The sequence below is a fragment of the Streptomyces sp. MP131-18 genome (assembly GCF_001984575.1).
GTDB lineage: Bacteria > Actinomycetota > Actinomycetes > Streptomycetales > Streptomycetaceae > Streptomyces > Streptomyces johnsoniae.
The window spans coordinates 4,770,618-4,795,964 of sequence record NZ_LZNS01000001.1 but is presented as its reverse complement, the minus strand read 5'-3'; the positions used below and the strand labels follow the sequence as shown (position 1 = coordinate 4,795,964).

Here is a 25,347-nt window from a genome sequence, read left to right as displayed (position 1 = left end):
GCCACAGGCCGACCGGACGGTCAGCGGTCCGCGTGCCCGAGGGCGCGGCCGGGGGCGACCCGGTCCCTGACCAGGCGCTTGACGGCGGTGGGCTCGGGAAAGCCCTGCTCCCGCCGGTCCCACACCACCGCGTCGCCGACGCTGACGCGGAACACGCCGCCGGTGCCGGGCACCAGGGCCACCTCGCTCAGCTCCGCCTCGAACGTACCGAGCAGTTCCTGCGCCAGCCACGCCGCCCGCGGCAGCCAGCGGCACTGCGTGCAGTATTCGATGCGCACCACGGACTCGCGGGCCGGGGTCATGTCGTTCATCACCTCGTGAAGCAGCGGGCCGCGTTCAGAACGGCAGGTTGCGAAGCACGGCCCACAGCACGGCGCCGCCCAGCACGACGGTGCCCTGCCACCGGGTGAAACGGGGGCGGTAGCGCCGGCCGCGCAGCCCTTCGACGAGCCAGCGCCCGCCGAGCCACGCGCCGAGCGGAACCCCGAGGACGAGCAGGACCGCGTTGTCCTGGAACGCGGCCGCAATGTCCGCGTGCAGGAGGTCGTAGGCCATGCGCGTCCCGCCACAGGCGGGGCACTCCAGGCCGGTTGCCCAGTTCAGGGGGCAGCGCGGCAGGAATGAACCGCCCTCGTGCGGGTTGGTGTGCCACAGGTAGGCGGCACCCGCCAGGCCCGCCCCGAGCGCGGCGAGCGGCGGGGCCGCGGGGTGGGACGTCAGCCGCCGGGACAGCACAGGCGCGGGCACGGTCAGCCCTTGAGCACCAGACCGCGCGAGTCGGTGCGGTCCTCGCTCACCAGGAAGATGATGCCGTCGATGAGCGCCCATATCCCGAGCCCGCCGCAGGTCAGCAGCTGCGCGACGGCCATGCCGGTATGGCCGGTGTACCAGCGGCCCGCGCCCACGCCGCCGAGCAGGATCTGTAGCACCCCGGCGACGATCTTGGACTTGTGGGAGAAGGGGCGCCCCATACGGTCGTAGCCGTAGGGCGCGTTGGGGTCGGGCGCGTAGCCGCCGGGCGGCCCGCCGTACGGCGGGTAGCCCGCGGCGGGCGGCGGGTACGACGTCGGGTCGTATCCGGAAGGCTGCTGCCCGGGCGGCTTCTGGTAGGGGTCCGAGGGCGGCGGCTGGTAAGGGTTCTGGTCGGACATGACGTCCCCCTGGGGAAGTGGGCTGAGCGGTGGGTCACGCGCCTGACAGGGAAATGTCAGACACGTGCCATGGTGCCAGCAGAAACCGGGCGCAGGAGCCCAGGGGCGGGGATTCAACGGACCCCGGCGAACGCCGCGGCCTGCCGCGTACGCTCGGTTTCCATGAGTCAGGCCGCGATCAGGACCGTGCTCGGCGACGTGCCGCCGGGTGACCTCGGCGCGTGCGACGCGCACGACCACCTCTTCCTCTCCGGGTTGATCTCCGGGCCGCGGCCGGCCGGGCGGGAGTTGGACGACCCGGCCGCGGCCGTCGCCGAGGCTCGGGCCTTCGCGGAGCTGGGCGGCCGGGCCGTGGTGCAGTGGACGCCCTTCGGCATGGGCCGGCGGGCCGGGCGGCTGGCGGAGGTCTCCCGCGCCGCGGGCGTCCACATCGTCGCGGCCACCGGGCTGCACCAGGCGCGGCACTACGCGCCCGCGCTGCTGGAACGGGTCGGCGGCCGGCTCGCGGAGCTGTTCGTGGCCGAGTTGACGCGCGGTCTGCACAACGACGACGACCCGGACGGCCCGGCGGGCCCCGCCCGGGCCGGGCTGATCAAGGTGGCGGGCGCACTCCACGGCCTGGACGCCCACGCCCGGCACGTCATGTCCGCGGCGGCCGAGGCGCACCACGCGACCGGGGCGCCCGTCGCGGTGCACCTGGAGGGCGGCACGGCGGCGCTCGACGCCGTCGACCTGCTGTGCGGCACGCTGAACGTTCCGCCGGTGCGGGTGATCCTCGGCCACCTCGGCCGTTCGCCCGATCCGCGGGTGCCCCGGCAGGCGGCGGACACCGGCGCGTTCCTCGCGTTCGACGTGCCCGGGCCCCGGGCGGCGGAGGCCCGGCTGCTCGACGTGCTCACGGCGCTCGTCGGGGCGGGCCACGCCGGGCAGGTGCTGCTCGGCACCGACACGACCACCGCCGGGGCCCGCGCCACGGGCGGCGCGGGCCCCGGCATGCCGTACCTCCTGGGCACGCTGCGCCCGCGCCTGGCCGAGCGCCTCGGCGACGGCGTGGCCGAGGCGGCGCTGGTGGGCAACCCGGCGCGCGCGTTCGCCGTCGCCTGGTAGCGCGGGCGCGGGCGCGCGCCCGGACCAGGCCCGGGCCCGCGCGCGCGTGGGATGAGTTGGGATGAGTGCGGGATCAGTCGAGCAGGGCCCGCGTCCACAACTCGGCACGTTCCTCGGCGTAGGCGGCGTCGCCGTGCCACGCGTCGCCGTGGCCCTCCGCCCACAGCGTCGCCCACGGCTGGCTCCCGGACGCGTGCCCGGCGGCGAGGAAGTCGTACATGCCGCGTGACCGTTCCCACAGCAGCGGAACGAGGGCGCGGCGCTGTGCCTCGTCGTCCAGGCCGTACGCGTCGGCGAACAGCCGCAGTCTGGCCGCGGCCGGGCGGTCCTCGCGGCGGAAGGCCGGGTTGGCGGACAGCGGCACGAAACCGTGCACGGCGTAGGAGAGGTCCCACAGCCGGGTGCCGGGTCCCGCCACGTCCCAGTCGATGAACGTCCAGGCGTCGGTGGCGTCTTCGACCACCAGGTTCCACGGCGCGAGGTCGTGGTGGGCGATGATCTCGTCGCCGTCCGGCGGGATCAGGACGTTCCAGGCGGCGTCGGGCGGCGGGGTGAAGCCGGCGACGGCATCGTGGAATTCACGGATCAGGCGGGCCACGCGGGCCAGCCGCGCCGCCGGGTCGAGCAGGCCGAACCGCTCGGGCCAGACGGTCGCGCCCGGCGCGAACGTCAGGACTTCGCGCCCCTGTTCGTCGATGCCGAGCGGGCGGGGCGCGGCCGGATAGCCGACCCGGTGCAGATGGTCGAGCAGGGCGTGCACGGCCGGTGTCCACGGCCCGGCGGGACGGCGCACGGTGTCGCCCGCGCGTACCACTCCGGCATTGGCGTTTCCGCCGGTCAAGGGTTGCTCATTCACCTGTGGAATGATGCCGCAGATGCGCTTCCATGCTGACCTGCATATCCACTCGAAGTACTCCAGGGCTTGTAGCAAGGACTGCGATCTGGAGCATCTGACCTGGTGGGCACGGCGCAAGGGCATCACCCTGGTGGGCACGGGCGACTTCACCCACCCCGCGTGGTTCGAGCATCTGACGCAGACTCTGGTCCCGGCGGAGCCCGGTCTGTTCCGGCTGCGCGACGAGCTGGACGCGGACATCGCCCGGCGGCTGCCCCCGGCGCTCGCGGCGCGGCCGGTCCGGTTCATGCTGTCGGTGGAGATCTCCACTATCTACAAGCGGGACGAGCGCACCCGCAAGGTGCACCACCTCGTCTACCTGCCGGACCTGGCGGCGGCCAAGGAGTTCAACCGGCGGCTGGCGCGTATCGGGAACATCGCGTCGGACGGGCGGCCGATCCTCGGTCTCGACTCGCGCGACCTGCTGGAAATCGCCCTGGAGTGCAGCCCGGACGCGTTCCTGGTGCCCGCGCACGTGTGGACGCCGTGGTTCGCGGTGCTCGGCTCGAAGTCCGGCTTCGACGCCATCGAGGACTGCTACGCCGACCTCGCGGGGCACATCTTCGCGCTGGAGACCGGGCTTTCCAGCGACCCCGAGATGAACTGGCGGATCTCCGGGCTCGACCGGTACCGCCTGGTCAGCAACTCCGACGCGCACTCGCCGCCGATGCTCGGCCGGGAGACGACCGTCTTCGACACGGATCTGTCGTACTTCGCCGTCCGGCGCGCGATGGAGACCGGGCAGGGGCACGCGGGCTCGGTCGAGTTCTTCCCGGAGGAGGGCAAGTACCACACCGACGGGCACCGCAAGTGCGGGGTGCGGATGGACCCGGTGCAGACGCGGGCACACGGCGGGATCTGCCCCGAGTGCGGCAAGCCGCTGACGGTCGGGGTGCTCAGCCGGGTCGAGGAACTGGCGGACCGCGCGGCGCCGTTGCGGCCGGCGGGCGCGGCCGGGTTCACCAGCCTGGTCCCGCTGCCCGAGGTGATGAGCGAGATCGTGGGCGTCGGGCCGAAGAGCAAGCGGGTGCTCGGCGAGATCGACAAGCTGACGGCCGCCCTGGGTCCTGAGCTTTCGATCCTCCAGGAGGTTCCGGTGGACGACATCGCCGCCCACTCGGCGCCGCTGGGCGAGGCGGTGGCCAGGCTGCGGCGCGGCGAGGTCATCCGGGAGGCCGGGTTCGACGGCGAGTACGGCGTGATCCGGCTGTTCGAGCCGGGCGAGCTGCGCCGCGCGGCGGCCGGGGCCACCCCGTCACTGTTCGACGACGCACAGCTCGGGGCCGCGCCCGAGGCGCGGAGCGCGAAGCCCGCGCGTGCCCCGGCGCCCGCAACCGTTCCCACGCCCGCAACCACGCCCACGCCCGCGCCCGTTCCGGCGCAGCGCTCCGCACCGGGGCGCGGCGGGCCGGCGGGCGCGGCGGCGGCCGGGCCGCACGGCCTCGACCCGGAACAGGCCGCCGCGGCGGCGGTGACGGAAGGCCCGCTCCTGATCGTCGCCGGCCCGGGCACGGGCAAGACCCGCACGCTGACCCACCGCATCGCGCGCCTGGTCACCGAGCACGGCGTGCCCCCGCGGCACTGCCTGGCGATCACGTTCACCCGCCGCGCGGCGGAGGAGATGCGCGAACGCCTCACCGCGCTGGTGCCGCGGCAGGCGCCGGAGCTGACGATCGCCACCTTCCACTCGCTCGGCCTGGCCATCCTGCGGGAGCAGCACGAACGAGCCGGGCTGCACGCGGGCTTCGGCATCACGGAGGAGCTGGCGGAACACACCCAGGACCTGGTCGACTTCGACGACCTCATCGACCTGCCGCTCGCGCTCCTGGAGGCCGACCCGGAGCTGGCCGCCGCCTACCGGGACCGCTACCGCTGGATCTCGGTGGACGAGTACCAGGACGTGGACGAACGCCAGTACCGGCTGCTGCGCCAGCTCGCCACCCCCGAGGGGAACCTGACCGCGATCGGCGATCCCGACCAGGCGATCTACCGGTTCCGCGGCGCGGACGTCGGCTTCTTCCTGCGCTTCCGCGAGGACTTCCCCGGCGCCCGCACGGTGCAGCTCACCCGCAACTACCGTTCCAGCGCCCCGGTGCTGACGGCGGCGCAGCGGGTCATCGCGCCGACGACGCTGGTGCCGGACCGGGAGCTGCGCCCGCTGGGCGACCACGGCAGCGCGCCGGTCGGAGTGCGCCCGGCGGGCGGCGAGCAGGCCGAGGCGACGTTCGTGGCCCGCACGGTGGAGGAACTGCTCGGCGGCGCGACGTTCCACGCCAGGGACAGCGGCTGGGCGGAGACGGAGGGCGCGGAAGGGCTCGGTTTCTCCGATTTCGCGGTGCTGTACCGGACGGACCGGCAGGCGCGGCCCGTGATCGAGGCGCTGACGCGGGCCGGGCTGCCGTTTCAGAAGCGCTCGCACGACCGGCTCGCCGACCGGCCCGGCGTGCCCGAGGTGCTCGCGGCGCTGACGGCCGGGCGGTCCTGGGCCGAGCTGCGGCAGGACGAGGACGCGGTGGTCCGCGAGGCGGTCGAACTGCTGCGGCCGCTCGCGGACCGCTGCGGCGACGACGAACAGCGCTTCCGGGACGAACTGGCGCTCGGCGTCGAGGTGGACACCTGGGACCCGCGGGCCGACCGCATCTCGCTGCTGACGCTGCACGCCGCGAAGGGGCTCGAGTTCCCCGTGGTGTTCGTGGTGGGCTGTGAGGACGGGCTGCTGCCGCTGCGCTGGCCGGGCGCGGAGCCGGACCCGGAGGGCGAGGCGGAGGAACGGCGGCTGCTGTTCGTCGGGATGACGCGGGCGCAGCGGCGGCTGTACCTGAGCCACGCCGCCGAACGGCTGCGGCACGGCACGGTGCGCGCCGCACGCCGCTCCCCGTTCCTCGACCGCCTCGACGCCCTCGGCGCGGACACCGTCCGCGCCACGGCCGCGGTGCCGCGCCCGCGCGCCGCGGACACGCAACTGCGGCTGATGTAGCCGCCCAGTCGCGGCGGGGCGGGTTCACGCCCGCGGATAGCGTTCCAGCCAGATGCGGGCGGAGTCGCCGGGGCCGTGGAGGGTCGGGCCCTGGGTCATCTCCATGGCGAAGTCGTCGGCCAGTTCGGCGATCGTGGCGCGGCCTTCCAGCTCCGCCAGCCAGGCGGGGGGCAGGGCCGTTTCGCCGTGCAGGGCACCCAGCAGGTTGCCGCAGAGGGAGCCGGTGGAGTCGGAGTCGCCCCCGTGGTTCACCGCGAGCAGCAGGCCGTGGCGCATGTCCTCGGCGACAAGGGCGCAGTACACGCCGATGGCCAGGGCCTCCTCCGCCGTCCAGCCCTCGCCCAGCGACTCCACCCGCTCCGGGCTCGGCATGCCCTGCCGGACGGTGCCGAGCGCCTTCTTCAGTGCGTCCGTGGTCTCCTCGTGCCCCGGGCGGGACGCCAGCTGGACCAGCGCTTTCTGGACCGCCGCGTCCAGGCCGTCGCCGCGCACCAGAGCGTGCACGATCGCGGCGAACGCGCCGGCCGCGAGGACTCCGGTGGGGTGGCCGTGTGTCTGGGCCGCGCATTCGACGCCGAGTTGGAAGACGAGTTGCGGCTCCCAGCCGACGAGCAGTCCGAACGGCGCGGAGCGCATCACCGTTCCGCAGCCCTTGGAGTCCGGGTTCTTGGGCTGGTCGACGGTGCCCATCGCCGTGTCGGCGAGGCCGGTCAGGCAGGCGCGGCCGGGGGCGCGCTGCGCGTACAGCCACTCCTGGCGCGCCAGCCAGCCGTCGCCCGCGCGCCGCTCGTCCGGGCCCCACTCGCGTTGGGTGCGGTACCAGCGCCGGTAGGCGGCGTGCACGTCCGTCGGCGGGTGCCAGGCGCCGGTGTCGCGCCGTACGTGCGCGCGGATCAGGCCGTCCACCGTGAACAGGGTCATCTGGGTGTCGTCCGTGACGGCCCCGCGCCTGCCGTACGCGGGCACGTAGTCCGTCACCCCGGCGGGCCCGTGCTGCTCGCGTATCGCGGCGAGCGAGTCGAACTCGATGCCCGCCCCGAGCGCGTCGCCGATCGCCCCGCCCAGCAGGCAGCCGCGGACGCGGCTGCGGAAGTCCTGCTGTTCCGCGCGCCCCCACAGCGCACCGCCGGCCGGGGCGGTCACGCCTCGGCTCCCGCCCCGACGACCGGCAGCAGCCGCGGCAGCTGCCCGTCGGCGGCGAGGGCGCGCTCCGCGCGCTCCGCCGTCACCGCACCGTAGGTGGTGGTCCGCAGCCGCGAGGGGCGGCCCGCGGCCTCCGCGATGGCCCGCAGGCCCGCGACCGAGCGGTAGGAGCCGTACGCCGAGCCTGCCATGCGCGAGATCGTCTCCTCCATCAGCGTGCCGCCCAGGTCGTTGGCGCCGGAGCGCAGCATCTCCGCGGCGCCCTCGGCGCCCAGCTTGACCCAGCTGGTCTGGATGTTGGTGATGTGCGGGTGGAGCAGGATGCGGGCCATGGCGGTCACCGCCCGGTTGTCCCGGGCGGTGGGGCCGGGTCTGGCGATTCCGGCCAGGTAGACCGGCGCGTTGGTGTGGACGAACGGCAGCGTGACGAACTCGGTGAAGCCCGGCACGCCCTTCTCCTCGTTGGCGCGCTGCATCGCCGCCAGCGTCCGCAGGTGCCCGAGCCAGTGCCGCGGCTGGTCGACGTGCCCGTACATCATCGTGGAGGAGGAGCGCAGGCCGAGCTCGTGCGCCGTGGAGACGACGTCGATCCAGGTGGCCGCGGGCAGTTTGCCCTTGGTCAGCACCCACCGCACCTCGTCGTCCAGGATTTCGGCTGCGGTGCCGGGGATGGTGTCGAGTCCTGCTTCCCGGGCCGCGGTCAGCCAGTCGCGGACGGACATGCCGGTGCGGGTGGCGCCGTTGACGACCTCCATCGGCGAGAAGGCGTGCACGTGGATGCCCGGGACCCGGTCCTTCACGGCGCGCGCGATGTCGAAGTACGCGGTGCCCGGCAGGTCCGGGTGGATGCCGCCCTGCATGCACACCTCGACGGCGCCCACGTCCCACGCCTGGGCGGCCCGTTCGGCGACCTGGTCGAGGGAGAGGGTGTAGGCGTCGGCGTCGGTGCGGCGCTGTGCGAAGGCGCAGAACCGGCAGCCGGTGTAGCAGACGTTGGTGAAGTTGATGTTGCGGGTGACGATGTAGGTGACCTCGTCGCCGACGACCGAACGTCTCAGGTCGTCGGCGACCCGGCACAGCGCGTCCAGCGCCGGTCCTTCGGCGTGCAGCAGGGCCAGCGCCTGGTCGTCGGTGAGCCGCCGCGGGTCGTCGGCGGCGACGGACAGGGCCGCGCGCACGTCGCCGTCGATCCGTTCGGCCGCCATGCCGGGCGCGGCGAGGTCGCGCAGCTCGTCCCAGTCGCCGTACACCTCGTCGAAGTCGTCCCGCCGGTCGCCGGTGCGGCCCTCGGTGTCGATCGAACGGTGCAGGTCGGTGCGCCCGGCGGCGGTCAGCGGCTCGTCCGGCTCCTGCCAGGGCAGGCCGCGGGGGCGGGCGTCCTCGCGGGCCAGCCCGGTGTCCCGGTCGGCGAGCGCGGTGACGTGCGGCAGCAGCCGCGGGTCGAGCCACGGCTCGCCGCGCCGGATGAACTCCGGGTAGATGGTGAGCCGTTCGCGCAGCGTGAAGCCGGCGGCCGCGGTGCGTTCGGCGAGGTCGTCGATCTGCGGCCAGGGCCGTTCGGGGTTGACGTGGTCGGGGGTGAGCGGGGAGACGCCGCCCCAGTCGTCGATGCCGGCGCGGATGAGCAGCGCGTACTCCTGGTCCACCAGGTTCGGCGGGGCCTGGATGCGGGCGGCGGGCCCGAGCAGGAGGCGCGTCACCGCGATGGCCGCCGCCAGCTCCTCCAGCTCGGCGTCCGGCATGCCGCGCATCGCCGTATCGGGCTTGGCGCGGAAATTCTGCACGATGACTTCCTGGATGCCGCGGTAGGTCCGGGCGACTTTCCGCAGCGCGAAGACGGACTCGGCGCGTTCTTCGAAAGTTTCGCCGATGCCGATGAGGAGGCCGGTGGTGAACGGGACGCTGGAGCGGCCGGCGTCGTGCAGGACGCGCAGGCGCACCGCGGGCTCCTTGTCGGGCGAGCCGTGGTGGGGGCCGCCGGGCTCGGACCACAGCCGCGTGGCCGTCGTCTCCAGCATCATGCCCATGGAGGGCGCGACCGGCTTGAGGCGCTGGAAGTCCGTCCAGGACAGGACGCCGGGGTTCAGGTGGGGGAGCAGCCCGGTTTCCTCCAGGACCCGCACGGCCATGGCGCGGACGTAGGCGAGCGTGTCGTCGTACCCGGCCGCGTCGAGCCACTCGCGGGCCTCGGGCCACCGGTCCTCTGGCTTGTCGCCGAGCGTGAACAGGGCCTCCTTGCAGCCCAGCTCGGCGCCGCGGCGCGCGATGTCGAGCACCTCGTCCGGCGAGAGGAACATGCCGTGCCCGGCCCGCCGCAGCTTGCCGGGGACGGTCACGAACGTGCAGTAGTGGCAGCGGTCCCGGCACAGCCTGGTCAGCGGAATAAATACCTTCTTGGAGAACGTGATCACCCCGGGCCGCCCCGCGGCTTCCAGGCCCGCGTCCCTGACCCGGGCCGCGGCACCGGCGAGACCGGCCAGATCCTCGCCGCGCGCCTGGAGCAGCACGGCCGCCTCCGGCACGTCCAGGGCCACGCCGTCCCTGGCCCGGCGCAGGGCGCGCCGCATCGCGTTGGCTGTCGGTCCCTGAGCGCTCGTCGTCATCCCACGAGCATAAGAGGGCGGCCCGCGCGGGAACACGGCGTCGCCCGCTGTCCGCCCGGCACTCGCCCGCGCTTCTCCTGTATTCCATCTGTACGTGTGACGGTGACCACTTCCGACGGCGACAGGCAGGCGACAGGGAACGGAGGCCGGTTCATGAAACGGCGCGACGTGCTCAGGTTCGGGGCGGCGACGGGCGGCACGACCGCGATTACGCTGGCTCCGGTGGACTTCGCACAGGCTGCCCCCGCACCGCCGGGCGAGGAGGAGACGCGCACCGTTCGCGGCCATCTCGACCCGGGCGCCCCCGACTTCGTCTACCTGCCGGTCGAGGTGCCGCGCGGGGTGCGGCGGATCGCCGTGTCCTACGCCTACGACCGGCCCGAGGTGCCGGACGGCACGCAGGGCAACGCCCTGGACATCGGCATCTTCGACGAACGCGGCACCGCCCTGCCGGGCGCCGGATTCCGCGGCTGGTCGGGCGGCGCCCGCACCGAGTTCGCGATCAGCGCCGAGGAGGCCACCCCCGGCTACCTCGCCGGGCCGGTGAACGCCGGCACCTGGCACGTCGCCCTCGGCCCCTACACCGTCGCGCCGCAGGGCCTGGACTACGAGGTCACGGTCACCCTCACCCGCGGCGGTCCCGGCCGCACCCCGCGGCCCGTCCACCCCCCGCAGCGCGCGGCCGGGCGGGGCCGCGCCTGGTACCGCGGCGACTGCCACCTGCACACCGTGCACTCGGACGGCCGCCGCACCCCGGCCGACGTGGCCGCCGCCGCACGCGCCGCGGGCCTGGACTTCATCGTCACCACCGAGCACAACACCACCTCGGGCCACGGCGCGTGGCAGGGCCTGTGGGGCGACGACCTGCTGGTGCTGTGCGGCGAGGAGGTCACCACCCGCAACGGCCACTTCCTGGCGCTCGGCACCGACCCCGGCACGTTCATCGACTGGCGCTACCGCGCCCGCGACGGCGCGTACGCCCAGTACACGCGCCGCATCCACCGCGCCGGGGGGCTCGTGGTGCCCGCGCACGCGCACGCCGCCTGCATCGGCTGCTCCTGGAAGTTCGGCTTCACCGGTGCCGACGCCGTCGAGGTGTGGAACGGCCCCTGGAACGCCGAGGACGAACTGGCCCTCGCCGGCTGGGACTCGCTGCTGCGCCACGGCGACGGCTGGCTGCCCGCGATGGGCAACAGCGACGCGCACCGCGAGCCGGACGTCGTCGGCCTGCCGCAGACGGTGGTCCTGGCCGACGACCTGTCACGCCCCGCCATTCTCGCGGGCATCAGATCCGGGCGTTCCTGGGTGGCCGAGTCCGCCGCCGTCGGCCTGGCCTTCTCCGTCACGGACGAACGCGGCGGGCACGCCGGCATCGGCGAACGGCTCCGCGCCCCGCAGGACCGGCGCGTGACGGTCCGCCTGGACGTCTCGGGCGTACCCGAGGGCGTCGTACGCCTCGTCACCGACCAGGGCGTGCGGCACACCGCGGCCCTGCCGGGCGGCGGCAGCGGCACCGTCACCTGGGACACCACCCCCGCCAACGCCTCGCACGTACGCGCCGAAGTCCGGCATCCGGCACCCGAGCAGGGCGAATCAGGTCTTCCCGGACCGATGGCGGCGATCACGAACCCGGTCTTTCTCGGGGCCGCCGGTGACCGATAGACTCCAACGTTCGCCCCATACGTTGAAGAGGTAAGAAGCAGAGGACACCATGGTCGTTGGTGAGGGGACCACGGGGGGTCACACGCCTACCTTGCACTTCGCCGTGCTGGGCCCGGTTCGCGCCTGGCAGGGGGACCGGCCGTTGCCATCCGGCTCCCCTCAGCAACGCGCTTTGCTCGCTGCCCTGTTGTTGCGCCGTGGCCGGACCGCCACGGCCCAGGAGCTGGTCAACGCCCTGTGGGGCGAGGACCCACCGCAGCAGGCGCTCGCGGCACTGCGCACCTACGCCTCCCGGCTGCGGAAGGCGTTCGGATCGCGCACGGACGTCCTGGTCACCGAGCTGGGCGGCTATGCGCTGCGGCTCGGCCCGTTCGACGAGCTGGACGCCGACACCGTCGTCAAGCTCACGACTTCCGCGGAGAAGGCCGCGGCGGCCGGTGACCCGATGCGGGCACACGAGCTGTACGGCAAGGCACTTGCGCGGTGGGACGGCGAGGCGCTCGGCGGCGTTCCGGGACCCGACGCGGAGGTGGCCCGCACCCAGCTGGCCGAGCAGCGCCTGATACTCCAGGAGCAGCGCCTCGACGTCGGCCTCCAGGCCGGACTGCACGCCGAGTCCGTCTCCGAGCTGACCGCCCTGACGACCAGCCACCCGCTGCGCGAACGGCTGCGCGAGCTGCTGATGCTGGCGCTGTACCGCAGCGGCCGGCAGGCCGAGGCCCTGGCGGTGTACGCGGACGCGCGGAAGCTGCTGATCGACGAGCTGGGCGTGGAGCCGCGCGCGGAGCTGGCGGAGCTGCAGCAGCGCATCCTCAACGCGGACAGCTCCCTGAGCCAGGCGGCCAGGACCGCCGCCGCCGCGACGCTCCCCGTCATCCGCCCCGCCCAGCTGCCCGCCGCCGTCCCCGACTTCACCGGCCGCGCGGCGTTCGTCGCCGAGCTGGGCGCCCAGCTGGCCACGGTCGGTGGGCGGGTCATGGTGGTCTCCGCGGTCGCGGGCATCGGCGGGGTCGGCAAGACAACGCTGGCCGTGCAGGTGGCGCACGCGGCGCGCGAGCACTTCCCCGACGGCCAGCTGTACGTGGACCTGCACGGGGCGGGCGCCAGCCCGGCCGACCCCGCGACGGTCCTCGGCTCGTTCCTGCGGGCGCTCGGTGTCACCGACGCGTCGATGCCGGAGGGCCTGGCGGAGCGCGCCGCGCTGTACCGCTCGCTGCTGGACGGCCGCAGGCTGCTGATCCTGCTGGACAACGCCAGGGACGCGGCGCAGGTCAGGCACCTGCTGCCGGGCACCGCGGACTGCGCCACGCTGATCACCAGCCGGGTGCGGATGGTGGACCTGGCCGGGGCCCACCTGGTCGACCTGGACGTGATGAGCCCCGAGGAGGCGCTGACCCTCTTCACCCGGATCGTCGGCCCCGAGCGGGTCAACGCGGAGCGGGACGCGGCGATGGACGTGGTGGCGTCCTGCGGCTTCCTGCCGCTGGCCATCCGGATCGCCGCCTCCCGCCTCGCGGCGCGCCGCACCTGGACGGTCTCCACACTGGCCCGCAAGCTGAGCGACGAGCGCGGCCGCCTGGACGAGTTGCAGGCGGGCGACCAGGCCGTGAAGGCCACCTTCGAGCTGGGGTACGGCCAGCTGAGCCGCGAGCAGGCGCGCGCGTTCCGGCTGCTCGGCCTGGCCGACGGGCCCGACATCTCCCTGCTGTCCGCCGCCGCGCTGCTCGACCGCGGCCACGGCGCGACGGAGACGCTGCTCGAATCCCTCGTCGACACCTCGCTCGTTGAGTCGGCGGCGCCCGGCCGTTACCGCTTCCACGACCTGGTCCGCCTCTTCGCCCGGGCGTGCGCCGAGCGCGACGAGCAGCCGCCCGCCGAACGGGAGGCCGCCACGTCGCGGCTGCTCGACTTCTACCTGGCCACCACGGCAAACGTGTACGAGTCGGAGCGCCCGGGCGACCGCACCACGGCCCACCTGGAGCCGACGCAGTACCCGGGCCTCGCCTTCGGCACCCCGGCCGCGGCCGTCGACTGGCTGTTCACCGAGGCCGACTGCCTGCTCGCGGCCGTCCAGGGCGCCTTGTCGGGCGAGCGGCTGCGCAAGGCGGCCGACCTGCTGCTGGTGGCCAGGGACCTGTCGGAGTCGGGCGCGTTCTCGCTGCCGTACGAGCGCGCGTCCGAGGCGACGCTGCGGGCCGCGCGGGCCGCGGGCGACGCCCGCACCGAGGGCAGGGCCCGCATCGCGCTCGCCATGGCGGGCAGCCACGCCGGGCGCTTCGACTCGGCGTACGAGCACGGGCGGCGGGCGATGCTGCTCGGCACGGCGGCGGACGACCCGGTGACGCGGTCGCACGCGGCCAACGAGCAGGGCATCATCGCGCTGTACCTGGGGCGGCACGGGGAGGCCGAGGAGTATCTGACGCGGGCCTTCAACGAGTTCGGCGAGTACGGCAACCAGCCGGGCGAGGCCAGTGCTCTGGGGAATCTGGTCCGCGTCAGCCTGAAGGCCGGCGCCACCGAGAAGGCCGTGCAGCTGGCCCACCGCACCCTGGGCATCCTCAGGTCGCTCGGGTCGGACCTGCGCCTGGCGAACGGCCTGTACGCGCTCGGCCAGGCCCTGTCGGAGGACGGCAGGCACGAGGCGGCGCTGCACCAGTTCACCGTGGCGCTGAAGACGTTCTCCTCGCACCGGCAGCGCCTCTGGGAGGGCATGACCCACTTCCGCATGGCCGAAACGCACATCGCGATGGGCTCGCCCGCCGAGGCGGCGCGACTGTGCGAGCTGGGCCTCGCGCAGCTGCGCGGCGTCGGCGGGGAGTGGCGCAGGGCCAACGTGCTGACGCTGCTCGGGCGCGCGCTCCTCGACATCGGTCAGGAGGGCCGCGGCGAGGCGTGCCTCCAGCAGGCACTGGAGATCTTCGACGAGCAGGGCAGCCCGGAAGCCGCCGCGGTCCGCAACCTTCTGGGCTCCTCTGCCGTCTGAGCCTGCGAACCACCTTCGGTGCCGCATTCACGAATCGTTTATCGGAACCTGAAACGCTTCGGCGCACCGACCGCCGCCACGGGGAGGCGGTTCGGGGCCGGGCCGTCCGCGCACCGCGGGGGAGTTGGCGGACGGCCCGGCCCCGGTTGACTGCGACCAACGGGAGTTGACCTTGACGGAAATCAAGCCCTTGGGTGACAGCTGGGCGACCAGCGAACCCGCCGACGAAGACGGCAAGGCCGTCGTCAAGCCCCAGGGCGACAGCTGGGCGACCGGCGAACCAACGGGGGAATCCAACGGCAGCCCGGCCCAGGGCGCCAGGAAGAAGGACAAGGGCGGCGTCCGGCCGCAGGGGGACAGCTGGGCCACCAGTGAGCCCGCCACGCGGGACGCCCGGGCCGTCGTCAGGCCGCTCGGCGACAGCTGGGCCACCAGCGCACCGGCGGACGAGAAGGACACCGACAACAAGGACGCATCCTAACGATCCGGCGGTCCGCCGACGGGGCCGGCTGTAGTGGGCGTCACCACTACAGCCGGTTCTTGCTGTCGGACGGCGGGCAATCTTTCAAAGTGGTGCATTCTTTCGACCACTCCCGACCGTGAGGAGATCTCATGAACCGCGTACGAAGAAGGCTTTCGGCCGTTGCCGCCCCGGTGGTCGTGGCCGCCGCGGCCGTGGCCGCGCTCACCGCCGCCCCCGCCCAGGCCGCGCCGTCCCTGGAGGCGGCCGGGGACAGCTGGTCCACCGGGACGCCGCCGGGCGCGCCCGCCGCGTCGCAGGACGCCGGGCGCTGAGGCGCCGTCGCCGGCCCCCGCACACGTTTATCCCTCGTTTATTGCCCTCTGTCATGCTCATCAACAACCGACCGCACAGGGGTGCGCGGTTGGCCTCCCTCGGGCCTGTTCGGCGGTAACGGGGGAGCCGCCGAACAGTCCCGGTGCCGGTGAACGGACCGGGCGGCGTGGAGGGGGCGTCGTCCGGACCGGTCCCGGTTCCGGCCTGGTCGGCCAGGGCTGCCGGTGGGGGCCGGCAGCACAGCCGTAAAGGCAGTCCGTTCCGCCCCGCGCACAGCGCGGGGCGGAACGGGCGGGCCGGGCCCAGGCCCGGGCCCGGACTCAGGCCCTCCTAAGCGCGCGGCCGGGCGAGGCCGCCGGCGAAACGGTCGAAGGCCCGCACGTAGGTCTGCAACAGCGCGGCGGAGCCCACCACGTCCCCCGGCAGTTCGAGACCGTGGTCAGCCCCGGGGAACTCCAGCGTCTCGTGCGGCAGTTCGCCCGCCACCGCGGAATCCCACAGCGGGTCGGCCGTACCCCCCACCAGCAACGTCCGCGCAGGCGTGCGCCGCAGCGCGCCCGCCACCGCTCCGGTGCGCAGCAGCGGGGTGAGCCACACCGCGGGCAGCGCCCGGTCGGCCGCGATACCGGCGGCGAGCGTCCCGAGGGACTTGCCCACGATCAGCCGGCAGTCGTCCGCCGCCGCCAGAGCGGCCACCACCTGCCGTTCCACCCAGGCGGTGCGCTCCGCGTCGGAGAACCGGACGAACGTGCCGGGGGTCTCCCACCACAGCTCCCGGACGGTGAAGCCGTGCTGCTCCAGCACGGCACGGGCGTAATGCAGCAGCGGGCGGGCGGGGGTGTAGCCGGCACCGGGCAGCAGCAGGGCGCCGGCGGGGCGCGGAACGGCGGTCATGGCGGCAGCGTAGACGCCACCCGCGGTGCCGGGCGCCGGCGGCGGCCCGTTCGGGCTCAGGACAGGGCCTCAGTCCAGGTAGACGGTGACCGCGAGCGGCAGATGGTCGGAGGCGTCGGAGGCGATCACGTCGAAGTCGCCGAACGCCACCCCGCTGCCGCCGAGGATCCAGTCCACGCGGCGCGGGGGCGTGGTGGCGGTGTCCCGTTCCGGGTCGCCGATCTCGTCCTGCGCGCTGCGCAGACCCGCCGCCGCCACGGCCGCCATCTCCCGCGAGCCCGGCCTGGCGTTGAGGTCACCGGCCAGGACGACGCCGGGATCGTCGCCGACGGCGGCCAGCAGCGGCTCAAGCTGCCGCAGCCGCGGACCCGGCTCCTCGCCGCCGTCCAGGTGCGTGCCCACGACGGCGGCCTCTTCGCCGTCCGTCAGCCGGACGGTGACGGCGGCGTAGGAACGGTCCATGTCGCCGCCGGCCCGCGGCAGGCTCTCGGTGACCGAGTCCGTGACGGGCAGCGAGGTCAGCACGAGGTTCCCGAACTGCCGGTCCGCGCCCGGCACCCAGACGGCCGTGGCGTCGAACCGCCGTTCCAGGAAGGTCACCAGGTCGAGCCCGCCCGCGGCCGGCCGGCCCCGCGGCACCTCCTGGAGCACGGCGACGTGCGCGCCCGAGCCCGCGATCACGTCCGCGACGGCGTCGGGCACCAGCTCGCCGTCCGCGTTCACCGCCCAGTGCACGTTCCACGTCAGCAGCCGGTACTGGCCGCCCGCGGTGTCCGTCGGCAGGGGCTGCGGGCCGTCGCGCAGCGCGGTCAGCAGCGGCGGCGCGGCCAGCAGCAGCACCGCCACCAGCACCGGCCGGAAGGCGTGGCCGAGCCGCCGCACGGCCCCGGCCGCCCCGGTGCGGGTCGCGGCCCAGCCGAGGCCGGCCGCGGCGGCCACGGCGAACAGGCCCGGTACGAGCCCGAGTTGGAGCGGCAGCACCAGCAGCCCGTAGCCGACCGCCGCCCCGCCGCCCGCGAGCGCGAGGTCGGCGAGCGCGCCGCGGCCGGTCAGCAGCCGCGGCAGCGCGAACAGGCGGCGCAGCACCGCGGGCAGCGCCGCCGTACCGGCCAGCGCGGCGGGCGCGGCCAGCGGAGCGGGCAGGGCCACGAAGACCGCGACCGCGACGGCCAGCACGCCGGGCGCGGCGAACCCGGCGATGCCCCCGGCCCGCGGCGACACCTGCGGCAGCGACAGCGCCCAGACGCCGAGCACGGTGCCGCAGGCGATCGTGCAGCCCGCCGCGGGCACGGACAGGCCGCCCTGCGCCGCGACGAAGGCGGGCGAGGCGAGCAGCACCGCGTACAGCGCCAGCGCGGGTCCGAGCAGGCCGAGTTCGGCCCCGCCGCCGGGCGCGGACCCGGCCGCGTTCCCCCACAGCCGCCGCGCGCCCGCCACCAGCAGGCAGGACAGGAGCAGCGCCCACAGCCACCCCGCGGCGCCGCCGCGCCACACCGGGTCGAGCAGGTCGAGCGGCAGCCGCAGCGCGACATCGGCGCCGACCGCGAGGGCGATCGCGCGCGCGGCGCGCCCCGGGCCGTTCACCGAACCCGCGGCCAGGCGGCGCACGGTCAGCAGCAGCGCGGCGAGCGCGAGACCCGCGGCCACGGCGACGACGGGCTCGGCCCGCGCCGCGGGGATCTGCACCAGCAGCCGCGCGGCGGCGAGCGCGGCGACGGCCGCGGGCAGGGCGCGCCGCGGCCCGAGCCACCACACGAGCGGACCGGCCGACGCCGCCGCGGCCGTCACCGGCAGCACTGCCCAGGCGGAACCCGAGGCGCCCGCGAGCCGCAGGAGTTCGAGGGCTGCCACGGTGATCACGGCGGTGAGCAGGGGCAGCGTGCGCGGGGCGGGGGTCATGGGCGGAGAGTAATGCCCGCAAGCGGGCCGCCGCCGTTCGGGGTGCGGGCCCGGCGAAGGGCACGTAGCGTCGGAAGACGAGCCGGAGTATCACAGCCACACCGAGGGAGGCTCGAAATGTGGCGTAACGCACTTGGGTCCGTGCTCGCCGCCATCGCCGCTGCGGCGGCCATCGTCAGTGTTTTCTTCAACTGGTACGGCGGCCGCGACGGACAGCACATCAAGTGGCCATCACTGTTCACCGGGGATGGGGTTACCACCGGTAACGCCAACCTGTTCACGGGCATGTTCCTGCCGATGCTGGTGGCCGCCGCGCTGACGGCGGCGGGCATCCTGCTGCGCTCGCGGCTGCTGATGCTCCTCGCGGGCATCTGCGCCCTGGGCTTCACCGTCCTGTGGCTGGTGCGCCAGTACCAGGTGAACGACAGCCTGATCGTCGGAGCCGGCGGCATCAAATGGGCCGTCGCCCTGCCACTGGCGGCCGGTCTGGTGATGCTGGGCAGCGCGGCCGGGATGGCAGGCCGGCACCTGCGCGAACGCGGGCTCGCCCCCGCGGAGGGCCGCCGTGCCCACGCGGGCCGCGGGCACCGGAGGGAGGCCGAGCCGCACCGTGGCGGCGACGTCCACCAGGGTCCTTGGCCGCGTGACCGCGAGGAGCCGCGCGAGGGCGAACGCGGTCGCGACGTGGCCTGAGCACACCCGCGACACGGTGTGACACGTGCGATGCGGCACGTGACACGCCACCGCAGGGGAGGCGGCCCTTCGGGGAAGCCGCCACCCCCGCGGACGCGGACGCACGTCGCCCGCACAGCCGCCGGAGAGACGGGGGAACGCGCTCTCGCTGGACAGGCCGGCGGCTCCGGCTGAGATCATGCTGATATGCCACTGAGCCGGGTGCCGCGGGCCGGACGGCGGGGACGGGGGGAATGCGCGTGAACGGGGTGGAGTTCCGACTCCTCGGCGCCGTCGGCGTATGGCAGGGCGCGCGCCTGGTCGGTCCGCACACCGCGCAGCAGCGCACCGTGCTGGCCATGCTCCTGCTGGAGCCGGGCCGCGTGGTCTCCATGGACCGCCTGGTCACCGCCCTGTGGAACCGGCAGCCGCCGGCCTCCGCCCGCAATGCGGTACAGGGCTGCGTCTCGCGGCTGCGCCGCACGCTGGCCCAGCTGTCCGGCGTGGAGGCCGAGCTGACGACCTCGGCGCAGGGCTACTGCCTGTGGGTCGACCGCGATCTCGTCGACCTGCACCGGTTCCGCCACCTCGTCCACCGGGCGCAGCGCAGCGAACCGGCGCTCGGGCACGAGCTGCTGGGGCGCGGGCTCGCGATGTGGCGCGGCACGGCGCTGACGGACGTGGCGGGCGGCTGGCTGCCCGAGGCGGTGGTGCCCGCACTTGAGGAGGAACGGCTCGCCGCCCAGGAGGAACGCGCCGCACTGGACTTGACGCTCGGCCGCCCGCAGGACGCGGCCGCCGGCCTCTCCGGCCTGGTGGCGGCCCATCCGCTGCGGGAGCGGCCGGTCTCGCTGCTCCTGACCGCCCTGCACCGAACGGGGCGGCGGGCGGAGGCACTCGCGCTGTTCCGCCGGGTGCGCGACCAGTTCACCGACGAGCTGGGCATCGAGCCGGGCGAGGAGTTGCACCGGGCGCACCAGGCGGTGCTGCTGGGCGAGGACACCGGCGGGACAGCGAACGCGTCCCCGCCCGGCGAGCCGTCGCGGGCGGCCGAGGAGCCCGGGGCCGCTGCCGTCGCGGTGCCGCGTCAGCTGCCGCCCGACGTCGAGCACTTCACCAGCCGCACGCACGAGCTGGATGCGCTCGACGCGCTGGCGCGCAAGGACCGGGGCGGCGGCGGGGCACCGGTGATCTGCGTGATCGCCGGCACCGGCGGCGTCGGCAAGACGGCGCTCGCGGTGCACTGGGCGCACCGGGCGCGCGACCTGTACCCGGACGGTCAGCTCTACGTGAATCTGCGGGGGTTCGGCCCCACGGACGCGGCGATGACACCGGCCGACGTGGTGCGGGTCTTCCTGGACGCGCTCCAGGTGCCCGGCGACCGGATTCCAGCGGCCTTCGAGGCGCAAGTGGGGTTGTTCCGCGGGCTGCTGGCCGACCGGCGCATGCTGATCGTGCTGGACAACGCGCGGGACGCCGAGCAGGTGCGCCCGCTGCTGCCGACCTCGCCAGGATCGCTGGTGCTGGTCACCAGCCGCAACGAGCTGACCGGTCTGGCCGTGACCGAGGGCGCCCACCAGCTGCCGCTCGACCTGCTGTCGGCCGTCGAGTCCCGCGAGCTCCTCGTCCGCCGCCTCGGCTCCCGCGAGTTCGCCGCACAGCAGGGCACGGCCGACGACGTCATCGCGATGTGCGCAGGGCTGCCGCTGGCCCTGGCCATCGTGGCGGCGCGCGCCGCGACGCAGCCGGGGCTGCCGCTGACCACGCTGCGCGGGTGCAAGGCGGACGACGAGCTGGAGGCAGGCGACGGCCTCGACGTGTTCGAGAGCGGGGACCCCAGCACGGACGTGCGCACGGTGTTCTCATGGTCCTACCGGGCGCTGAGCCCCGCGGGGGCGCGGGTCTTCCGCCTGCTCGGGCTGGTGGACAGCCCGGACATCACGCTGCCCGCCGCGGCCAGCCTGGCCGGGCTGCCCGTGGCGCAGACCCGCCGGCTGCTGTCCGAGCTGCTGCGCGCCCACCTGGTCGGGCAGCGTGTGCCCGGCCGCTACAGCAGCCACGACCTGCTGTGGACGTACGCCCGCGAACTCGCCCTGGAGCGCGACGGCGAGGCGGAGCGGCGCGAGGCACTGCACCGGCTCCTCGACCACTACGTGCACAGCGCCGTCCCCGGCGACGCCCTGCTGAACCCGGCGGTGACGGCGTCGATCGACCCGGCGCCCGCGCTGCCCGGCGTCACCGTGACGCGGCCGGCCGAAGTGACGCGGGCCAGGGCCTGGTTCGCCGGTCAGCTGCCCGCGCTGCTGGCCGCGGCCCGGCAGGCCGCGCACCACGGCTTCCACGCCCACGCCGCGCAACTCGCCCACGCCAGCCGGGCGTTCCTCTTCCAGGAGGGGCACGCCCAGCACCAGGTGACGATGCACAGGATCGCGCTCGACGCGGCGCGGCACATCGACGACCTGCCGGCGCAGGCCCTGTCGCATATCGGGCTCGGCCAGGCGTACTACCGGATCGGCGACTACGCCGGCACCGAGGAGCACGTGTTCCTGGCGCTGCGGATCTACGAGGAGCAGGACGACGTCACCGGGCAGGCACGGGCGCACACACATCTCGGCTACCTGAGGCACCAGCAGGGCAAGCACCAGGAGGGCCTGGTGCACGCGACCAGGGCGCTGGACCTGCACCGGGCCTCGCGGCACCGGGTCGGTGAGGCGCAGGAGCTGAACAACATCGGGTGGTTCCACGCGGTGCTCGGCGCGTACGAGGAGGCGCTGCGCTACTGCGAGAAGGCGCTGGCGATGCACCGGGCGCTCGGCAACGCGGGCGGCGAGTCTTCCACGTTGGACAGCCTCGGGCTCATCCACCACCGCCTCGGCGACCACGAGCGGGCCATCTCCTACTACGAACGGGCGCTGGTGTGGCGCACCGACCGCGAGCGGGTCAGCGGGGCGGAGACCCTGACCCGCCTCGCCGAGGCCCAGGCCGACGCCGGGCGCCCCGCGGAGGCACGCCGTTCACTGCGGCGGGCCCTGGACATGCTCGACGAGTTTGCCCACCCCGACGCCGAGTCCGTACGCACCCGCCTGGCCGAGCTGGACACCGCGGCTCCGCGGAACGGCGCTGCCCCGCAGGCCGGACCCGGGCGCCGAAGATGAACGGTCGGTTCGACGGTGAAGTCCGCCGCCCGCGCCAACGGCGGCGCGGCGTTTCCCCGGTGCCGGCCGACGCCCGGACCGCGGCACGGCCGGTGGAGCCGGTCGCTCCTCCGGCGGGCCCGGGCCTATGCGGACTGGCGGGTGCCGCGGGCCGCGTCGAGGGCGTACACGCAGTGGTCCTTGCTGCACGCGAAGACCATGCCGCCCTCGGCGGCCGGGGTGCCGGTGATGGCGCCGCCCGTCTCCAGCTTCCAGCTCAGCCGCCCGCTGACCGCGTCCAGCGTGTAGAGGCAGTGATCCTCGGAGCCGAAGTGCAGCCGCCCCCGGGTGACGACCGGGGAGCCGACGATCGTGTCGCCCGCGGCGAACCGCCAGCGCGGCGTGCCGCTGACCGCGTCCAGCGTGTACATCGCGCTGCCGCCGCCGAGGTGCACCATGCCGTCCGCGACCACCACCGGCTCCACGGACTGCCTGGCCTCGGTGGCGATCCGCCACCGGTCGTCGCCGGTGGCCACGTCCAGCGCGTACACCGTGCCGAGGTAGTCGGTGAAGTACACGCCCGCGGAACGGGTGTTCGGCGACTGGTACGTGGCCGGACACAGGATCGCCGCGGGCGCGTCGAACCGCCAGCGCTCCGCGCCGCTCGCGGCGTCGAGCGCCAGCACGCGCGAGCCCGCGCACACGAGCACGAGGCCGTCGTCGGTGGGCGTGACCCGCACGGGAACGCCGCCGGTCACCGAGGTGTCGCCGACGGGGTGGCGCCACAGCTCGGCGCCGGTGCGGGCCTCCAGCACGAACAGCTGGCCCTCGCCCCAGGCGTAGACGACGCCGCCGTGCACCACGGGCGCCGCGTCGTGCGTCTCGAAGTCGGCCTGGGCACCCGAGAGCTCCCACAGCTGCTCGCCGGTGCCGGACTCCCACGCCTGCACGCCGCCGCCGCGCGTCGCGGTGACGACGGTGCCGCGCTCGGCGCGCAGCGCGTAGATCCAGGTGTCGGTGGGAATCCGCCAGCGGTCGGAGCCGTCGGTGGCGTCGAGCGCGTACAGGCTCGGGCCGTCGGAGGCCAGCACCCGGCCGCCGGTGACCGCCATGGACCAGGCGACCTCCCGGGTCTTGAACTGCCGCCGCCCGCTGGCCACGTCCAGGGCGTGCACCTCGAAGGAGGTGACGTACAGCAGCCCGTCGCGGACGACGGGCGAGCCCCACAGGTCGTTGTTCATACGGAAGCGCCACGGCCGCCAGCGCGCCGGATCGGCGGTGTGCCCCCGCTGGCCCGGGTGCGCGGTGGAGGGGCTGGCGATGGCGGAGGCGGCGGCGCCGGTGGGCGGGCGCGCCCAGTCCGGCGAGTGCGGCACGAGGTGGTCGCCCGGCGCGGGCGGCTCCCCGCGGTGCGGCCCCGGGCCGACGGGCATGCCGGAGCCCGGCAGCCGCACCGGGTCCTCGGCCGCGGGCGGCGGGGGCGCGGGCATCGACGGCGGCATCGAGGGCGGAGCGGGCGGCATGGGCGGTGGTGCGCTCGGGGCGGCGGAGGGCGCCGAGACGGCGGCCGGCTGCACGTCGGGCGCCGGGGCGGGCGTCTGCGGGGCGCGCCCGCGGCGCGACTCGATGAGCGCGACCGCGCCGGGCGGCAGCCAGGCCGAGGCGCTGCCGCTGTCGTCGCTCGCCGCGAACAGGTGGGGGGCCAGCTGCGCCTGGAGGTCGGCGGGCGTGGGCCGGTCCTCCGGCTTGTGCACCATGAGCGACTCGATCATCGGCCGCAGCTCGTCCGGCAGCCCGCTGAGGTCGGGCCGCTCGCGCAGCAGCATGAAGACGGTCTCCACCGGGTTGGCCCCGTGGTAAGGGGGGTGGCCGGTGGCGGCGAAGACGAGGGTGGAGGCCAGGGAGAAGACGTCGCTCGCCCCGTTGACGCTGCGGGAGTCCCTGGCCTGCTCGGGCGACATGTAGGCGGGCGTGCCGACCGCGACGTTGGTCATGGTCAGGCGGGTGTTGGACACCCCGGAGGCGATGCCGAAGTCGATGACGCGCGGCCCGTCCTCGACCACGAGCACGTTGGACGGCTTGAGGTCCCGGTGCACCAGGCCCGCGCCGTGGATGGACTGGAGCGCCTCGGCGATACCGGCGGCCAGCCAGCGCACGCCCTGCGGCGGGAGCGGACCGCTCTCGGTGACGATCTCTTCCATGGAGGGCGCCGGCACATAGGCGGTGGCGAGCCAGGGCACGGCGGCCCTGGGGTCGGCGTCGACGACGGCCGCGGTGTAGAAGCCGCTGACCGCGCGGGCGGCCTCGACCTCGCGCGTGAAGCGGACGCGGAACAGCTGATCCTCGGCCAGCTCACTGCGCACCGTTTTGATCGCGACCCTGCGGCCGGACGCCGAACGGGCCAAATACACCAGACCCATGCCCCCGGCGCCGAGCCGGCCGAGCACCTCGAACGGCCCGATCCGGCGCGGATCGTGCTGCGTCAGCTGCTCCACCATGTGCTTGACACCTCCCCGTACGGGCGCTCCTCGACCGCCCCGTGCAGCATCTCATTGCCGCGCGCTCGGCGGACCTACGCGTCGATTCTTCCCCCCGCCTACGACAGTGGCGAACCCGGGGCCTGGATTGAGGGAAATGTCGGGAACGGTCCGCGCCGGTCAAGCGGCTACCCCCCGATCGGATGCGATCAAATCGCGCCTAGATCACGCGTCGATAAGCTGACTGGCATGACAGGACAGGTGACAACCGTCGACGGCCGGGTCGCCGGCCGACGCGGGCAGGCGACGCGGCAGAAACTCCTCGACTGCCTCGGCAAAATGCTGGGGACTTCTCCCTACCGGGATGTCAGGGTCATTGACGTGGCCCGTAAAGCAGGCACCTCACCTGCGACTTTCTATCAGTATTTCCCCGACGTGGAAGCCGCGGTCCTGGAGATCGCGGAGGGGGCAGTGCGCGAGAGCGCCGGCCTTTCCGAGCTCGTCGCGGGCCGTTCCTGGTCCGGCAGGGCGGGTCGGCAGACCGCGGAAGAGCTGGTCGAGGGCTTTCTCGCCTTCTGGCGCAAACACGACGCCATCCTTCGGGTCATCGACCTGGGCGCGGCCGAGGGTGACCGGCGTTTCGTGCGGATCAGAACCCGCGTGCAGGGTGCAGTCGTCAAACCACTGACCGAATCCATCGAGAGCGCGCGGGCCAAGGGCCGGGCCGCTGACCAGGGCCCCTCGGCCGCGGCGCTGGCGGGTTCGCTGGTCACCATGCTGGCCGCGGTCTCCTCGCAGCCCAAGAGCCTCCAGGCGCTGGGTGCCAAGCAGGCCGACCTGAAGCCGACGCTGACCCTGCTGGTGCACCTGGGCGTCACCGGACGCAAGCCCACGAAGTGAGGGAACGGGCGCCGCCGCCCGGTCCCTGTCCCGGGACGGCCCCCGCGCCCTCCA

General features: G+C 74.6%; 18 protein-coding genes. 9 read left to right on the top strand and 9 right to left on the bottom strand.

The window, feature by feature from the left end:
* Positions 1-20 precede the first annotated feature (20 nt).
* From STBA_RS21805 to STBA_RS21795, 3 genes are read right to left on the bottom strand one after another with little or no spacing between them, the layout of a single operon-like run.
* Positions 21-302 (bottom strand): SelT/SelW/SelH family protein, encoded by a 282-nt coding sequence (locus STBA_RS21805; protein ID WP_077060870.1) that lies wholly within the window; start codon positions 300-302, stop codon positions 21-23.
* A 34-nt stretch (positions 303-336) separates the two neighbouring features.
* Positions 337-747: a DUF2752 domain-containing protein gene (locus tag STBA_RS21800; RefSeq protein ID WP_253194900.1), complete on the bottom strand. Its 411-nt coding sequence runs from the start codon at positions 745-747 to the stop codon at positions 337-339.
* A gap of 2 nt (positions 748-749) precedes the next feature.
* Positions 750-1,151: a TM2 domain-containing protein gene (locus STBA_RS21795; RefSeq protein ID WP_077060868.1), complete on the bottom strand. Its 402-nt coding sequence runs from the start codon at positions 1,149-1,151 to the stop codon at positions 750-752.
* 162 nt (positions 1,152-1,313) lie between these two features.
* Here STBA_RS21795 and STBA_RS21790 point away from each other — a divergent pair, with 162 nt between their 5' ends.
* Positions 1,314-2,258, top strand: coding sequence for a phosphotriesterase (locus STBA_RS21790; protein ID WP_077060867.1), 945 nt, complete (start codon positions 1,314-1,316; stop codon positions 2,256-2,258).
* A gap of 73 nt (positions 2,259-2,331) precedes the next feature.
* Here the strand turns inward: STBA_RS21790 and STBA_RS21785 are convergent, their stop codons facing one another.
* Positions 2,332-3,123: a phosphotransferase gene (locus STBA_RS21785; RefSeq protein ID WP_253195260.1), complete on the bottom strand. Its 792-nt coding sequence runs from the start codon at positions 3,121-3,123 to the stop codon at positions 2,332-2,334.
* Between the two features lie 10 nt (positions 3,124-3,133).
* Here STBA_RS21785 and STBA_RS21780 point away from each other — a divergent pair, with 10 nt between their 5' ends.
* Positions 3,134-6,130 carry a UvrD-helicase domain-containing protein gene (locus STBA_RS21780; RefSeq protein WP_077060865.1) on the top strand — a complete coding sequence of 999 codons (2,997 nt, stop codon included), beginning with the start codon at positions 3,134-3,136 and terminating at the stop codon, positions 6,128-6,130.
* Positions 6,131-6,154: 24 nt separating this feature from the next.
* On the opposite strand, the gene STBA_RS21775 is transcribed toward STBA_RS21780, so the two are convergent.
* Both STBA_RS21775 and STBA_RS21770 read right to left on the bottom strand, forming a co-directional pair.
* Positions 6,155-7,273 carry an ADP-ribosylglycohydrolase family protein gene (locus STBA_RS21775; protein WP_077060864.1) on the bottom strand — a complete coding sequence of 373 codons (1,119 nt, stop codon included), beginning with the start codon at positions 7,271-7,273 and terminating at the stop codon, positions 6,155-6,157.
* Positions 7,270-9,876: a bifunctional FO biosynthesis protein CofGH gene (locus STBA_RS21770; RefSeq protein WP_077060863.1), complete on the bottom strand. Its 2,607-nt coding sequence runs from the start codon at positions 9,874-9,876 to the stop codon at positions 7,270-7,272. Before STBA_RS21770 ends, STBA_RS21775 begins: the two co-directional genes overlap by 4 nt.
* Before the next feature lie 153 nt (positions 9,877-10,029).
* Here STBA_RS21770 and STBA_RS21765 point away from each other — a divergent pair, with 153 nt between their 5' ends.
* The 4 genes from STBA_RS21765 (at position 10,030) to STBA_RS21750 (ending at position 15,316) form a co-directional block, all read left to right on the top strand.
* Complete coding sequence (locus STBA_RS21765; protein WP_077060862.1) at positions 10,030-11,538, top strand: CehA/McbA family metallohydrolase; 1,509 nt, start codon at positions 10,030-10,032, stop codon at positions 11,536-11,538.
* Between the two features lie 49 nt (positions 11,539-11,587).
* On the top strand, positions 11,588-14,521 hold the full coding sequence (locus STBA_RS21760) for a BTAD domain-containing putative transcriptional regulator (RefSeq protein ID WP_107485093.1): 2,934 nt from the start codon (positions 11,588-11,590) through the stop codon (positions 14,519-14,521).
* Positions 14,522-14,693: 172 nt separating this feature from the next.
* Positions 14,694-15,002: a hypothetical protein gene (locus STBA_RS21755; protein WP_143659546.1), complete on the top strand. Its 309-nt coding sequence runs from the start codon at positions 14,694-14,696 to the stop codon at positions 15,000-15,002.
* Between the two features lie 131 nt (positions 15,003-15,133).
* Positions 15,134-15,316, top strand: a complete 183-nt coding sequence (locus STBA_RS21750) for a hypothetical protein (protein WP_077060860.1) — start codon at positions 15,134-15,136, stop codon at positions 15,314-15,316.
* 331 nt (positions 15,317-15,647) lie between these two features.
* On the opposite strand, the gene STBA_RS21745 is transcribed toward STBA_RS21750, so the two are convergent.
* Positions 15,648-16,211 carry an alpha/beta hydrolase gene (locus STBA_RS21745; protein ID WP_077060859.1) on the bottom strand — a complete coding sequence of 188 codons (564 nt, stop codon included), beginning with the start codon at positions 16,209-16,211 and terminating at the stop codon, positions 15,648-15,650.
* Between the two features lie 69 nt (positions 16,212-16,280).
* The gene (locus STBA_RS37255) at positions 16,281-18,110 is read right to left on the bottom strand and encodes an endonuclease/exonuclease/phosphatase family protein (protein ID WP_077060858.1); all 1,830 of its coding nucleotides are present in this window, start codon (positions 18,108-18,110) and stop codon (positions 16,281-16,283) included.
* 117 nt (positions 18,111-18,227) lie between these two features.
* On the opposite strand from STBA_RS37255, the gene STBA_RS21735 reads away from it, so the two are divergent.
* Together STBA_RS21735 and STBA_RS21730 are read left to right on the top strand one after the other, a co-directional pair.
* Positions 18,228-18,803 carry a hypothetical protein gene (locus tag STBA_RS21735; RefSeq protein ID WP_143659545.1) on the top strand — a complete coding sequence of 192 codons (576 nt, stop codon included), beginning with the start codon at positions 18,228-18,230 and terminating at the stop codon, positions 18,801-18,803.
* Positions 18,804-19,042: 239 nt separating this feature from the next.
* Positions 19,043-21,937 (top strand): BTAD domain-containing putative transcriptional regulator, encoded by a 2,895-nt coding sequence (locus tag STBA_RS21730; RefSeq protein ID WP_079252446.1) that lies wholly within the window; start codon positions 19,043-19,045, stop codon positions 21,935-21,937.
* 125 nt (positions 21,938-22,062) lie between these two features.
* Here STBA_RS21730 and STBA_RS21725 read toward each other — a convergent pair whose 3' ends face one another.
* Positions 22,063-24,414 carry a serine/threonine-protein kinase gene (locus tag STBA_RS21725; protein WP_077060855.1) on the bottom strand — a complete coding sequence of 784 codons (2,352 nt, stop codon included), beginning with the start codon at positions 24,412-24,414 and terminating at the stop codon, positions 22,063-22,065.
* Between the two features lie 228 nt (positions 24,415-24,642).
* On the opposite strand from STBA_RS21725, the gene STBA_RS21720 reads away from it, so the two are divergent.
* Positions 24,643-25,293, top strand: a complete 651-nt coding sequence (locus STBA_RS21720) for a TetR family transcriptional regulator (RefSeq protein WP_077060854.1) — start codon at positions 24,643-24,645, stop codon at positions 25,291-25,293.
* Positions 25,294-25,347: the final 54 nt, after the last annotated feature.

Excerpts from the sequence above, each read along its gene's own strand:
- STBA_RS21805 (WP_077060870.1), bottom strand. The coding sequence starts at position 302 with ATGACCCCGGCCCGCGAGTCCGTGGTGCGCATCGAATACTGCACGCAG.
- STBA_RS21795 (WP_077060868.1), bottom strand. The coding sequence starts at position 1,151 with ATGTCCGACCAGAACCCTTACCAGCCGCCGCCCTCGGACCCCTACCAG.
- STBA_RS21790 (WP_077060867.1), top strand. The coding sequence starts at position 1,314 with ATGAGTCAGGCCGCGATCAGGACCGTGCTCGGCGACGTGCCGCCGGGT.
- STBA_RS21780 (WP_077060865.1), top strand. The coding sequence starts at position 3,134 with ATGCGCTTCCATGCTGACCTGCATATCCACTCGAAGTACTCCAGGGCT.
- STBA_RS21770 (WP_077060863.1), bottom strand. The coding sequence starts at position 9,876 with ATGACGACGAGCGCTCAGGGACCGACAGCCAACGCGATGCGGCGCGCC.
- STBA_RS21765 (WP_077060862.1), top strand. The coding sequence starts at position 10,030 with ATGAAACGGCGCGACGTGCTCAGGTTCGGGGCGGCGACGGGCGGCACG.
- STBA_RS21760 (WP_107485093.1), top strand. The coding sequence starts at position 11,588 with ATGGTCGTTGGTGAGGGGACCACGGGGGGTCACACGCCTACCTTGCAC.
- STBA_RS21750 (WP_077060860.1), top strand. The coding sequence starts at position 15,134 with ATGAACCGCGTACGAAGAAGGCTTTCGGCCGTTGCCGCCCCGGTGGTC.
- STBA_RS21745 (WP_077060859.1), bottom strand. The coding sequence starts at position 16,211 with ATGACCGCCGTTCCGCGCCCCGCCGGCGCCCTGCTGCTGCCCGGTGCC.
- STBA_RS37255 (WP_077060858.1), bottom strand. The coding sequence starts at position 18,110 with ATGACCCCCGCCCCGCGCACGCTGCCCCTGCTCACCGCCGTGATCACC.
- STBA_RS21735 (WP_143659545.1), top strand. The coding sequence starts at position 18,228 with ATGTGGCGTAACGCACTTGGGTCCGTGCTCGCCGCCATCGCCGCTGCG.
- STBA_RS21725 (WP_077060855.1), bottom strand. The coding sequence starts at position 24,414 with ATGGTGGAGCAGCTGACGCAGCACGATCCGCGCCGGATCGGGCCGTTC.
- STBA_RS21720 (WP_077060854.1), top strand. The coding sequence starts at position 24,643 with ATGACAGGACAGGTGACAACCGTCGACGGCCGGGTCGCCGGCCGACGC.